We start from the raw sequence: 12,011 nt of genomic DNA, 5'->3' as shown, positions 1-12,011 counted from the left end.
CTGCTCGCGCTCGGTTCACACTGTGAACACCACTCTGCCCGTGCTCCCGGCGGGCTGTCCGGCCCACGTCGCCTCGACGTCCGCCAACCGCACGGCCGTCGCGTCCACCCGGACGGTGCCGTCCGCGATCGCACTGACGATGCCCGGGAGCTCGGCGACGAAACCGGCACGCCCGACCGACCCCTGCCCGCTGCCGACGATCGTCAGGCCCGAGGCGCGCAGTGCCGCGGACGGGATCGTCGCCTCGTGGCCCGCGGTGGAACCGATCGCGATCCAGTCGAGTCGGCGACCCGGTTCGGTGCGGGCGGTGACGACGGCGCGCATCACGTCGGCCGCGGGCTGGCCCCAGACGTAGTCGATGACCACGTCGACGTCGGCTGCCGCTGCGCCGAGGGCGTCGACGTCGGCCAACGGCAGCACGACGTCGGCGCCGAGGGCGGTGAGCGCCGCCAACCGCTCCGGGTTGCGCCCGCTCGCGACGACGTGTGCGGCACCGAGGTGCTTCGCCACCTGCACCGCCGCGGTGCCCGAGGCCCCGGTAGCGCCGAGCACGAGGACGCGGCTGCCCGGGGCGAAGTCGATCCGCCGGCGCAGGGCCACCCACGACGACAGCACCGGGTTCACGCCGGCGGCCACGGTGACCGGGTCGGCACCGTCGGGGAGGACGACGCTCGCCCGCGGGTCGACCGCGACGCGCTCGGCCATGGTGCCGCGGGTGTCGCTCGCGACGGCGACGTAGCGGAGCGTGCCGTCGGGGAACCGGGCGACGCCGTCGACGCCGGGGACCAGGGGGAGCGCGCCCTCGCTGGTGTAGTGCGAACCGTCGGCCTGCGAGCGGACCCGCGGGTGGAGCCCGGCCGCGACGACGTCGACGACGACCTCGCCGGGTCCGGGAGTCGGTTCGTCGAACTCCTGCCAGGTCGGGGCGTGGCCGAACTCGGTGACGACTGCTGCGTGCATGGTGTCCTCCATTGCTTCGTGTTACGAACAAAGTAGTTCGCATCACGAAGTTCGTCAACTAGGCTGGAGTGGTGCAGGAGATGACCGAGGACGAGCAGCTCGTCGATGCCCTGGGCGAGGCCGCGTTCCGGACGATGGGGCCGCTGACCGGGCTCGCGGCCGATGCCGGGCTGTCGCTGACGCAGCTGCGGGTCCTCGCGATCCTGCGTGACCGTCGTCTGCGGATCGGTGACCTGGCGCAGTACCTGGGGCTCGAGAAGTCGACGATGACCGGGTTGGTGGCGCGCGCGGAGAAGAAGGGGTTGCTCGCGCGGCAGCCGAACGCGGACGACGCCCGCGCGGTGGACGTCGTGATCACCGACGCCGGTCTCGAGGTGGCGCGCTCGCTCGAGGGCGCGATCCGCGATGCACTGCTGCCGCTCACCGCCCGGTTGCCGGAGCGGGACCGGCGGCAGCTGCGCGCACTCCTGGAGCGGATGCTGCGCTGAACCCTCAGCGGCCGTGCGCGCGTGCCGGGATCTGTGTCGCGAGCTTGCCGCCGGAGACGTCGAGCAGGGTGCCGGTGACGTAGCCCGAGGCGTCGCTCGCCACGAAGACGAGCAGGTCGGCGACGTCGTCCGCGGTCTCCCACCGGCGCAGCGACAGGGTGTCGAGCAGGCGGTCCTGGGCCTCGGCCGGCATGGTCGCGAACCCGTTCATCGCCGTCGGGACCATGCCCGGCGCGTACGCGTTGACGGTGATGCCCCACGGGCCGAGCTCCGACGCCAGCACCCGGGTGAACGAGACGACCGCGGCCTTGGACGCCGCGTAGGCAGCGCTGCCGACACTCGGGACGATCGCGGCGAACGAGGCGGCGTTGATGATCCGCCCCCGCCCCGCGGCCTGCATCACCGGCGCGACGGCCTGGCTCATCAGGAAGGTGCCGCCGAGGTTGACGTCCATGCACCGGCGCCAGGCGTCCCACTGCAGTTCGGCGACGGTGCCCTCGACGTTGATGCCGGCGTTGTTCACGAGCACGTCGATCGTGCCGTGCCGGGTGACGACCTCGTCGACGGCGGCCCGGACCGAATCCGGGTCGGCGACGTTGCACACGACGTGGTCGAGCGGGAAGTCGGGTTCGAAGGCCAGGTCGAGGGCGACCACGCGGCACCTCTCGGCGACGAAGCGATCGGCGAGCGTGCGTCCGATCCCGCGTGCTGCGCCGGTCACGACCACCACACGGTCGGTCAGGTCGAGGTGCATCGTTGCTCCTGTCGTCGGTTGCTGCAATAGGCATACTATTGCAGCATGGCGAAGCAACGGGTGCTCTGGGTCACCGGCGGCGGCAGCGGCATGGGTGCCGCGAGTGCCGAGGCCGCTGCGCGCGACGGGTGGACGGTGGTCCTGAGCGGGCGGCGCGTGGACCGGCTCGAGCAGGTCGCGGCGACGATCACGGCCTCCGGCGGCACGGCGGCGGTCCTGCCCCTCGACGCTGCCGATCCCGCTGCCGTCGCGTCTGCGCGGGACACCGTGCTCGAGCGGTTCGGACGACTCGACGCCGTCGTGCTCGCCGCCGGGCTGAACGCGCCGCGGCGCCGGTGGGACGACCAGTCGTTGCCGGACTTCCGCGCGATCGTCGACACGAACCTGACCGCGGTGGTCACGGTCGTCGACGCCGCGCTGCCTGCGCTGCGCGAGTCCGGCGGCGTGGTCGTCGTGGTGTCGTCCTACGCCGGGTGGTCCTTCCAGCCCGGCGCCGGCGTCGCGTACTCCGCCTCGAAGACCGCGCTCGGTTCGGTCGTCCGGAGCCTCAACCAGCAAGAGGCGCACCACGGGGTCCGGGCGACGCACCTGTGCCCCGGTGACGTCGCGACCGACTTCCTCGACCAGCGGCCATCGGTGCCCGACGCCGCCGCACGATCGGTGATGCTGCAGCCGGAGGACATCGCCCGCGCGGTGTCGTTCGTGCTCGAGGCGCCGTCGTACATGCGCGTCGACGAGCTCGTGGTCAGCCCGGTGTCCCAGCGGTGACCAGCACGTTCGACCGCGTCCTCGACCAGATCGGTGCCGCCGTCGTCTCCGGCGTCATCGCCGTGGGCAGTCGCCGGAGCATCGACGACCTGGTGGCGTCGACCGGGGCCAGTCGCAGCATCGTCCGCGAGGCCGTCCGCGTCCTCGTCGCCCTCGGCCTGCTCACCGCGCGGCGCCGGGTCGGCGTGACCGTCCTCGGCGTGCTGGAGTGGGACGTCCTGGATCCGCGCGTCGTGCGGTGGCGCCTCCGGGGCCCGGACGGTGACCGCGTGGCGGTCGAGCTCCGCGAACTCCGCGCGGCGGTCGAACCCGCCGCAGCCGCCGCAGCAGCCCGGCGGGCTCCCCTCGACGAGTGCGCGGACCGACGGGAGGCGCTCCGCACCACCGCGGACGAGCTCGCGGCCGCAGCGGCCCGCGACGACCGCCTCGACTTCGTGGCCGCGGACGTGCGGCTCCACGCGCTCGTGCTCGACCTGTCCGACAACACGCTGTACCGACGCCTGCACCGCGTCGTGGGCCAGGTACTGCGCGAACGCGGGAGCATCCGCCCGGACCGGCACGACGTCGGCCTCCACCTCGCGCTCGCCGGTGCCGTCGTCGACGGCCACCCGGACGACGCGGCCGCGGCGATGCGGGCGATCGTCGAGCGCACGTGAGCGGTGCCCCGCCGACCTGGGAAGATGGAGTCCGGTGCGCTCCTCCGGCGCCCGTGGAGGGTGAGCGTGGACGCAGCACAGGACCTGGTCGTCCAGCTCATCGGCACCCCGTGGACGTTCGTCGTGGTCGGCCTCGTGCTCGCCGTCGGCAGTGTCGCGGTCTTCCTCCCCAGCCAGGCGCTCGTCGTCGCGGTCGGCACGCTCCTGGTGGGCGGTGACGGCGGCCTCCTGCCGGTCCTCGTCCTCGTCGTCGCGGCCTCGATCGGCATGGTCCTCGGCGACCTCGGGCTGTACCACCTGGCGCGCTCGGTCGACCTGGGCTCGAGGTCGTGGTTCGCGCGTCCGAAGGTCCGCAAGGCCCGGGACGCCATCGACGGCCGCTACCGTGCCGCTCCCGGGCGCATCGCGGTCCTCGGGCGCTTCATCCCGATGGGCCGGCTGACGACGAACCTGGTCGGCGCGGACAGCGGGCTCGACGTTCGGCGGTTCCTGGTCAGCTGCGTGCTCGCCGACGTCGTGTGGGCCGCGTACTGCGTCGGCATCGCGGCGGCCACCGGGCGCTGGAGCCGGGAGCAGCCCTTCCTCGTCACGACCCTCGCGGTCGTGGCGTCGATCCTGCTCGGCCTCGCGATCACGGCGGTCGAGAAGGCCGTGCGACGACGCAGCGAGGCGGCGGCTGCGGCCTGACGAACGTAGGGTGGGGACACCGTTCGAAGGAGAACCCGTGCTGCTCGACGACCTCGTACCGGACCCTGACGCGCTCGAGCGCATCGCCACCGGCAGCACGTGGGCCGAAGGACCCTGCTGGATCCCGGCGTCCCGTACCCTGCGCTGGTCGGACATCCCCGGCGACCGGGTCCTGCAGTGGCACGCCGACTCCGGCGAGACCTCCACGTACGCCGAGGGCGTCGAGTTCACCAACGGCCGGACGCTCGACCGCGACGGCAGGGTCGTCCAGTGCTCGCACGGACTCCGGCGGGTGGAGCGCGACCGCGACGGCGTCGTCACGCCGATCGTCGACGCCTGGGCCGGCGTGCGGTTCAACTCGCCGAACGACGTCGTCGTCGCGCGGGACGGCAGCGTGTGGTTCACCGACCCGGCCTACGGCATCACCCAGCCGCGCGAAGGCCACCCCGGCGTGCGCGAGTACGGCGACCACTGGACGTTCCGCTGCGGACCGTCCGGTGAGGACCTGCGCCCCGTCGCGACCGACGTCGACGAGCCGAACGGACTCGCCTTCGACCCGTCCGAGCAGGCCCTCTACATCGCGAGCTCGTCGGGGGACGAACCGGTCATCCGCGCCTACGACCGCGTCGGTGACGGCGGCGACCTGCTCAAGAACGGCCGGGTGTTCGCGCGACTCGAGCCGGGCGAGGGCGCACCGGACGGCATCCGGGTCGACGTGCACGGCAACGTGTGGTCGTCGTCGCACCGCGGCGTCGTCGTGTTCGACCCCTCCGGCGAGCGGATCGGCGAGGTGGCCGTCCCCGAGGTGACATCGAACCTGTGCTTCGGCGGCGACGACGGCACGACGCTGTTCCTGACGGCGACGACGTCGGTCTACCGGATCGCCACGACGACGCGGGACGCTGCCGTATCCTGACTCGGCCATGCAGTGCGACTACTTCGACCGTGGGGTGTGCCGGTCCTGCACGCTCATGGGGCAGCCCTACGCTGACCAAGTCCTCGACAAGGAGCTCCGCACCCGCGAACTCCTGCACGACGCCGTCGAGGCGGCTGGCGGCCCCGGAGCCGTCACGTGGTCACCGGCGATCACGAGCCCCGAGTCCGGGTACCGGAACAAGGCGAAGATGGTGGTCGGCGGCTCGACGGAGCACCCGACCGTCGGCATCCTCGACCACCGGCAGCGCGGCGTCGACCTGCGGCACTGCGGGATCTGCACGCCCGGCATCCGACACGCGCTGCCCCTGCTCGCCGACTTCGTCCAGACCGCGGGGTTGATCCCGTACGACGTCGCTGCCCGACGCGGCGAGCTGAAGTACGTCCTGGTCACCGAGTCGCCCGACGGCGAACTGATGGTGCGGTTCGTCCTGCGGTCCGAGGGGCAGGTGGCTCGGATCCGGCATTACCTCGATGTGCTGCGCGACGCCCTGCCGAACGTGGTGGTCGTCACGGTGAACCTGCTTCCCGAGCACAAGGCCGTGACCGAGGGTGACCGGGAGATCGTCCTCACCGAGCAGGAGACGCTGCCGATGCGCCTGGGCGGGATCACGATGCACCTGCGGCCGCAGAGCTTCTTCCAGACCAACACCGCCGTCGCCACCGAGCTGTACGCGCAGGCCTCGGCGTGGATCGACGAGCTCGACCCGGCGTCGATGTGGGACCTGTACTGCGGCGTGGGCGGGTTCGCCCTGCACGCTGCGCGACCGGGCCGAGCGGTGACGGGCATCGAGACCAGTGCCGAGGCGATCCGTTCCGCGAAGCAGTCCGCGCGCGAGGCCGGGCTCGAGGGGCTCCGGTTCGCCGCCGACGACGCCACCGAGCACGCACTCCGCGCCCGACCCGACACGGTGCCCGAGCTCGTCCTGGTGAACCCGCCACGACGCGGGATCGGCGAGGCGCTGTCGACCTGGCTCGAGGAGTCCGACGTGCAGCACGTCGTCTACTCGAGCTGCAACCCGGTGACCCTGGCGAAGGACCTCGCGCGCATGCCCTCGTTCCGGCTGCGCCGCGCTCGTGTGCTCGACATGTTCCCCCAGACCGGCCATCTCGAGGCCGTCACGCTGCTGTCGCGGGCGTGATCCGGGCCTCCTGGCCGGCATTGCCAGGGAATTGCCAAGGTGACGTACCCGGGTACGGGTCGATGACCATGGCCATGGGCATCGAGGCGTACAGGTTCGAGTGCGGGGTACATAGCACCAACGGGTAGAACCGTTTGTCTCGGTTTGATAACGGTGAAGAGTTTCCTATGGTTGCCGACCGAGGTGCCGCCGGCCCGATGACCACTGCCCCCGGTGGCGCACCCCACAACTGACCGCGATCGGTCGGGGTGGGCAGTGGATTCCGCGTTCGAAGCGGCTCGTGACCCCGGTGGAGCAATCACATGAAGAAGCTTTCCCGTACCCGCACCATCGTCGGCGGCCTCGCGTTCGCCGGCATCGCCGCGACCGGTGTCGGCCTCGCGGCAACCCCCGCGAACGCTGCGTCCGGCTCGACCTGGGACGCCCTCGCGCAGTGCGAGTCCGGCGGCAACTGGGCCATCAACACCGGCAACGGCTACTACGGCGGCCTGCAGTTCAACCTCGGCACCTGGCAGGCGAACGGTGGTGTCGGCAGCCCTGCCGGCGCGAGCCGCGAGGCCCAGATCGCCGTCGCCGAGCGTGTCCTCGCCACGCAGGGCTGGGGCGCCTGGCCCGCCTGCTCGGCCCAGCTCGGGCTGAGCGGCACGAGCGGTGCCGCACCGGCCGCCGCTGCTCCGGCTCCGGCAGCCCCCGCTGCTCCGGCCCCGACGCAGCAGGCCGCACCGGCCCCCGCTGCCCCGGAGCAGGCCGCACCGAGCACCCCGGCTCCTGCGCCGGCGCCGGCGCAGGAGGCCGCCCCGGCAGCCACCACGCCGAGCAAGCCCGCCGCCGTGAAGACGAGCGGCAAGACGTACACGATCGCCTCGGGCGACACGCTCGACACCATCGCCACCAAGCTCAAGATCGACGGTGGCTGGAACAAGCTGTGGGCCGCGAACACGTCGACCATTGACGACGCGAACCTCATCTACTCGGGCCAGGAGCTGCAGCTCCCCGCCTGATCGTTCCACCGGACGAACACGTCGACGCCCCGCGACCTCGGTCGCGGGGCGTCGTCGTGCGTGACCGGTGGTGGGAGCCTGCGGGCGCTACTGCCGGTTGTCGGCCAGCCAACCGGCGACGTCGTCGGACCGCAGCGCCTGTGACAGCGAGCCGACCGCCAGGTCGTTGAGCGTGACGTAGGACTGCCCGTCCGGCGAGGTTCCGGACCCCGCAGTCGGCACCGTGAACGTCTTGAGGTCGTCGGTCCGGACGTCGCGCAGCGACCATCCGAGGCCGACGAGGGTCGGGAAGGTCAGTCCGGCATCGACCGCCAGGTGCTCGCTCGTCGCGGTCACGAAGTCCTGGATACGCCCGGGGTTCGTGATCGTGCCGCGGGAGAGCAGCCCGCCGACGACCCCGCGCATGAACGCCTGCTGGTTCAGCACGCGGGTGTGGTCCGCGTCGGCGAACGAGTACCGCTCGCGCACGAACGCGAGTGCGGCGTCGCCGTCGAGCCGGTTCGCGCCGGCGACGAACTCGTGCTTGCCTGCGGCGAACGCCTGCCCGGAGTCGACCGTGACACCGCCGAGGGCGTCGGTCATGTCCTTGAACCCGGTGAAGTCGACCTCGGCGACGTGGTCGATGCGGACGTCGAGCAGCTGCTCGACGGTCTGCACGGTGAGCGGGATGCCGCCCCACGCGTACGCGGCGTTGATCTTGGCGTTGCCGTGACCCGGTACGTCCACCCACGAGTCACGCATGATCGACATCAGGTACACGGCCTGCCGGTCGGCCGGGACGTGCGCGAGCATCAGGGTGTCCGAACGGCCACCGGCCTCGGATGGCTTGCCGTCCGGTCCGCGTGCAGCTCGTGAGTCGGACCCGATGAGCAGGATGTTCTCGCCGCCGGAAGCAGCCGGTCGGGTCCCGCTCGGGAACGGGTTCGCGATCGTGTCGTGGCGGGCGTCGAAGCTGCGCGCCAGGCCGCCGACGAAGATGCTCGCGACGACGGCGATCACGGTGGCGATGCCGACCAGCGAGCCGACCGTCGCGAGCAGTGCGACGAGGAACGGGCGTCGGCGCCGCGGGTGGCGTCCGCTTCGGGTGGCGGTGTCGGCGGCCAGGCGGGCCGCCCGTCGTTCGGACATGCGGGACTCCAACGGGTTCGCGTCGGCGTGCCACCGACCGACCCATCGTACCGCATCTGGTATTTCAGGTACAGCGTGTCAGTTGTTCGGTTGCCGTGACTTCCCGAGCAGTTCCGTGAGTGCCGTCCGCAGTGCCGGGTCGTCCGGCAGGACCTCGCGCTCGATGTGTCGAGCGGTCTCCCACGCTCGGCGTCCGTGATCGGTCACGGTCACGAGGCGCCGGCGTCGGTCGGCGGGGTGCGGGGTGCGCTCGACCAGGCCGTCCCGCTCCATGCGCTCGAGGGTCCGCGACATCGTCTGCGGCTGCACCCGTGCCGTGCGAGCGATCGTGTCGGCGCCGGTGGGGCCCGTGCGGATCAGGATGTCGACCGCGATGAGGGCTGCGTGCGGCAGCCCGATGGCGCGGAGGCGTTCATCCCAGTCCCGCTCGACCGAGCGTGCCGCGGCCGACAACAGCCGGCCGAGGGGCCACTGCTCGGTCGTGTCGTCCATGGGCGCAGTCTACGGTCGCCAGCTGTCGCGGTCGGCGTCGCGGTCGGCGTCACGACGGCGTCGCAGCCGTCTAGTAATCAGCATGCTGACGACCGGTGTACGCTCGCCGTCGTGTCCCGCTTCCTCCGCATCGTCCTCCCCGCGCTCGTCATCGTGGTCTGGCTCGCGATCGCCTCCGTCGGCGGTCCGTACTTCGGCAAGATCTCCGAGGTGTCGACGAACGACCAGACCTCGTTCCTGCCGGCGTCGGCCGACGCCACGAAGGTGCAGGAGCGGTCGTCCGAGTTCCGCCAGGAGTCGGGCGCACCCGCGATCATCGTGCTCGAGCGCGACGGCGGCATGTCGTCCTCCGACCTGACCGCGGCGAAGAACCTCGCGACCCAGCTCGGTGACCGCGACGACGTCGAAGCCGTCAGCCCGGTGATCCCGAGCGAGGACGGCGACGCGGTCGAGATCGTCGCGACCCTCACCACGGCAGCCGACACCGGTGACGCGGTCGAGGCGATCCGCGCCGACGTCGACGACGCCCTGCCCAGCGGCGTCAGCGGGTACGTCACCGGGCCCGCCGGGTTCACCGCCGACCTGACCGAGGCGTTCGCCGGCATCGACGGCCTGCTGCTCGGGGTGGCGCTCGCCGCGGTCTTCGTGATCCTGATCATCGTCTACCGGTCACCGCTGCTGCCGATCCTCGTGCTCGGCACCGCGACGTTCGCCCTGTGCGCCTCGATCCTCGTGGTGTGGTGGCTCGCCAAGGCCGACATCGTCACCGTCAACGGCCAGGTGCAGGGGATCCTGTCGATCCTGGTGATCGGCGCCGCCACGGACTACGCCCTGCTCTACACGGCGCGCTTCCGCGAGGCGCTGCGCGACCACCGCACCGGCTGGGGTGCGACGAAGGCGGCCCTGCGGGGGAGTCTCGAGCCGATCCTGGCCTCGGGCGGCACCGTCATCGTGGGCGTGCTCTGCCTGCTGCTCTCCGACCTCAACTCGAACAAGGCGCTCGGTCCCGTCGCCGCGATCGGCATCGCGTTCAGCCTGCTCGCCGCCCTGTCGCTGCTGCCCGCCCTGCTGCTCGCGTTCCGCCGCGCCGCGTTCTGGCCGCTCCGTCCCGCGTACGGCAGCGCCCACCCGGTGCTCACCGGTCCGGACGCCCGCGGCATCTGGGCCCGCGTCGGTCGGCTCGTCGCCAAGCGTTCCCGGGTGGTGTGGATCGTCTGCACGGTCGGGCTGCTCGCGATGGGCACGGGACTGGTCGGGCTCAAGGCCGACGGGGTCCCGCAGAGCGACCTGGTCATCGGGGCCTCGCAGGCACGCGACGGGCAGGACGTCCTGGCCGACCACTTCCCGGGTGGCTCCGGCAGCCCGGCGCAGGTCATCGGGTCGGAACGCGACCTCGACGCACTCGTCGACGCCGTCACGGGGGTCGACGGCGTCGACGGGGTCGTCGCCGCCGCGAAGGACGCCCCGTCCGGCACGGTGCCCGTGACGAGCGACTCGACCTCGAACGGCGACGCCGCCGCCGCTCCGACGGTGTCGCGCGGGGACGTGCTGCTCGAGGCCACGCTGTCCGACCCGGCCGACTCGGACGCCGCCGAGCAGACGGTCCGCGACCTCCGCACGGCCGTCGAACGGGTCGATCCCGACGCGGTCGTCGGCGGGGTCACCGCGACGGCCGTCGACACGAACGACACCGGGATCCGCGACCGCACGCTGATCATCCCCGTGGTGCTGGTCGTGATCCTGCTCATCCTGATGCTCCTGCTCCGCAGCGTCGTCGCCCCGCTCGTGCTCATCGGCAGCGTGATCGTGTCGTTCGCCGCAGCACTCGGCGTCGGAGCGCTCGTGTTCGACCACGTGTTCCACTTCCCCGGTGCGGACCCGAGCGTGCCGCTGTACTCGTTCGTGTTCCTCGTCGCGCTCGGGGTGGACTACAACATCTTCCTCATGACACGGGTGCGGGAAGAGGCGCTGCGGCACGGTCCGCACGAGGGGGTCCTGCGCGGACTGGGGGTCACCGGCGGGGTGATCACCTCGGCGGGCGTGGTGCTCGCGGCGACGTTCGCGGCCCTCGGCGTCATCCCGATCCTGTTCCTCGTGCAGATCGCGTTCGTCGTGGCGTTCGGCGTCCTGCTCGACACGATCGTCGTCCGCTCGCTGCTCGTGCCGGCGATCGCGTACGACCTCGGTCGGCGGGCCTGGTGGCCGTCGCGCCTCTCGCGCGCGAACCATCACATGTGACACGCTGGGTGCATGCCAGTTCCTTCGACGCAGCCCGCCGCCGAGCGCAAACTCCTCCGTGACACCGTGCAGGACAAGATCCGCGACGCGATCATGGACGGCACGCTGGAGCCCGGCGAGCGGCTCAACGACGACGACCTGATCGCGTGGCTCGGGGTCTCCCGCACCCCGATCCGCGAGGCGCTCGCGGAACTCGCCCGCGCCGGCCTGATCGAGATGGCACCGAACCGCTACACCCGCGTGGCGGCCCCGACGAAGGACGAGCTCCTCGACGCCTACCGCACGCTCGGCGTCATCTACGGGGGCGTCGTGCGCCTCGCGGTGCCCAACTTCACCGAGCCGCAGCGCAAGAAGATCGTGAAGATGCTCGACGACGTCATCGCGCGGGTCGGCGCCGACGAGCAGGACCAGGTCGCCCGCAACGGCGCCGACATCTACTCGCAGTGGGCGGACGCCTGCGGCAACCCGTCGCTCGTGCAGCTCTGCCGGTCGACCACCGACGGGCTGTCCTTCAAGCTCCGGGTCCCCGAACTCGCCGAGCTCATCCCGGCCGCGGTGATCCTGCCCGAACTCGAGAACCTCAAGGCTGCCGTCCTGGCGAAGGACCCGATCGCGGCAGAGCTCGCGATGGAGGCCATCCACCTGCTGCCGTCGCGCGCGTAGCGCCCCGTCGCCCAGCGCGACCAGGAGGCGGACGGGAGGCCCGTGGCGACGCCGCCACGGGCCTCCCGTCCGCCGTCACGCGCGTCTCGAGCCGCGACGCC

The 12,011-nt window shown here is 72.0% G+C and carries 13 protein-coding genes; 9 read left to right on the top strand and 4 right to left on the bottom strand.

All coding sequences use genetic code 11. The features are described from left to right. Nucleotides 1-15 precede the first annotated feature (15 nt). A complete protein-coding gene (locus tag ACIPV1_RS16260) occupies nucleotides 16-960 on the bottom strand; it encodes a zinc-binding alcohol dehydrogenase family protein (protein WP_402726820.1) in 945 nt (314 codons plus the stop codon). Nucleotides 961-1,040: 80 nt separating this feature from the next. Here ACIPV1_RS16260 and ACIPV1_RS16255 point away from each other — a divergent pair, with 80 nt between their 5' ends. Continuing rightward, nucleotides 1,041-1,448, top strand: coding sequence for a MarR family winged helix-turn-helix transcriptional regulator (locus tag ACIPV1_RS16255; RefSeq protein ID WP_111085883.1), 408 nt, complete (start codon nucleotides 1,041-1,043; stop codon nucleotides 1,446-1,448). A gap of 4 nt (nucleotides 1,449-1,452) precedes the next feature. On the opposite strand, the gene ACIPV1_RS16250 is transcribed toward ACIPV1_RS16255, so the two are convergent. After that, entirely contained in the window at nucleotides 1,453-2,202 is a 750-nt protein-coding gene (locus tag ACIPV1_RS16250) for an SDR family NAD(P)-dependent oxidoreductase (protein WP_248704359.1), read from the bottom strand. A 45-nt stretch (nucleotides 2,203-2,247) separates the two neighbouring features. On the opposite strand from ACIPV1_RS16250, the gene ACIPV1_RS16245 reads away from it, so the two are divergent. The 6 genes from ACIPV1_RS16245 (at nucleotide 2,248) to ACIPV1_RS16220 (ending at nucleotide 7,389) form a co-directional block, all read left to right on the top strand. Continuing rightward, complete coding sequence (locus ACIPV1_RS16245) at nucleotides 2,248-2,970, top strand: SDR family oxidoreductase (RefSeq protein ID WP_402726819.1); 723 nt, start codon at nucleotides 2,248-2,250, stop codon at nucleotides 2,968-2,970. Then, on the top strand, nucleotides 2,967-3,626 hold the full coding sequence (locus ACIPV1_RS16240) for a FadR/GntR family transcriptional regulator (protein ID WP_402726818.1): 660 nt from the start codon (nucleotides 2,967-2,969) through the stop codon (nucleotides 3,624-3,626). The genes ACIPV1_RS16245 and ACIPV1_RS16240 overlap by 4 nt, the downstream gene beginning before the upstream one ends. A gap of 66 nt (nucleotides 3,627-3,692) precedes the next feature. Then, nucleotides 3,693-4,313 carry a DedA family protein gene (locus tag ACIPV1_RS16235; RefSeq protein ID WP_165932418.1) on the top strand — a complete coding sequence of 207 codons (621 nt, stop codon included), beginning with the start codon at nucleotides 3,693-3,695 and terminating at the stop codon, nucleotides 4,311-4,313. A 37-nt stretch (nucleotides 4,314-4,350) separates the two neighbouring features. After that, the gene (locus ACIPV1_RS16230; protein ID WP_402726817.1) at nucleotides 4,351-5,229 is read left to right on the top strand and encodes an SMP-30/gluconolactonase/LRE family protein; all 879 of its coding nucleotides are present in this window, start codon (nucleotides 4,351-4,353) and stop codon (nucleotides 5,227-5,229) included. A 7-nt stretch (nucleotides 5,230-5,236) separates the two neighbouring features. Beyond that, the gene (gene rlmC, locus ACIPV1_RS16225) at nucleotides 5,237-6,388 is read left to right on the top strand and encodes a 23S rRNA (uracil(747)-C(5))-methyltransferase RlmC (protein ID WP_131881076.1); all 1,152 of its coding nucleotides are present in this window, start codon (nucleotides 5,237-5,239) and stop codon (nucleotides 6,386-6,388) included. A 302-nt stretch (nucleotides 6,389-6,690) separates the two neighbouring features. Further along, nucleotides 6,691-7,389 (top strand): transglycosylase family protein, encoded by a 699-nt coding sequence (locus tag ACIPV1_RS16220; RefSeq protein ID WP_123294616.1) that lies wholly within the window; start codon nucleotides 6,691-6,693, stop codon nucleotides 7,387-7,389. Between the two features lie 87 nt (nucleotides 7,390-7,476). Here the strand turns inward: ACIPV1_RS16220 and ACIPV1_RS16215 are convergent, their stop codons facing one another. Then, the gene (locus ACIPV1_RS16215; RefSeq protein WP_402726816.1) at nucleotides 7,477-8,517 is read right to left on the bottom strand and encodes an LCP family protein; all 1,041 of its coding nucleotides are present in this window, start codon (nucleotides 8,515-8,517) and stop codon (nucleotides 7,477-7,479) included. Nucleotides 8,518-8,595: 78 nt separating this feature from the next. Continuing rightward, entirely contained in the window at nucleotides 8,596-9,009 is a 414-nt protein-coding gene (locus tag ACIPV1_RS16210) for a MarR family winged helix-turn-helix transcriptional regulator (RefSeq protein ID WP_402726815.1), read from the bottom strand. A gap of 111 nt (nucleotides 9,010-9,120) precedes the next feature. Here ACIPV1_RS16210 and ACIPV1_RS16205 point away from each other — a divergent pair, with 111 nt between their 5' ends. Both ACIPV1_RS16205 and ACIPV1_RS16200 read left to right on the top strand, forming a co-directional pair. Beyond that, nucleotides 9,121-11,247, top strand: a complete 2,127-nt coding sequence (locus tag ACIPV1_RS16205) for an MMPL family transporter (protein ID WP_402726814.1) — start codon at nucleotides 9,121-9,123, stop codon at nucleotides 11,245-11,247. A 12-nt stretch (nucleotides 11,248-11,259) separates the two neighbouring features. Next, nucleotides 11,260-11,910 carry a GntR family transcriptional regulator gene (locus ACIPV1_RS16200; protein ID WP_111085873.1) on the top strand — a complete coding sequence of 217 codons (651 nt, stop codon included), beginning with the start codon at nucleotides 11,260-11,262 and terminating at the stop codon, nucleotides 11,908-11,910. Nucleotides 11,911-12,011: the final 101 nt, after the last annotated feature.

It is taken from the genome of Curtobacterium sp. NPDC089991 (assembly GCF_044748425.1).
Taxonomy (GTDB): domain Bacteria; phylum Actinomycetota; class Actinomycetes; order Actinomycetales; family Microbacteriaceae; genus Curtobacterium.
The sequence above is the reverse complement of the archived record's forward strand: the minus strand, read 5'-3'. Positions and strand labels throughout refer to the sequence as shown.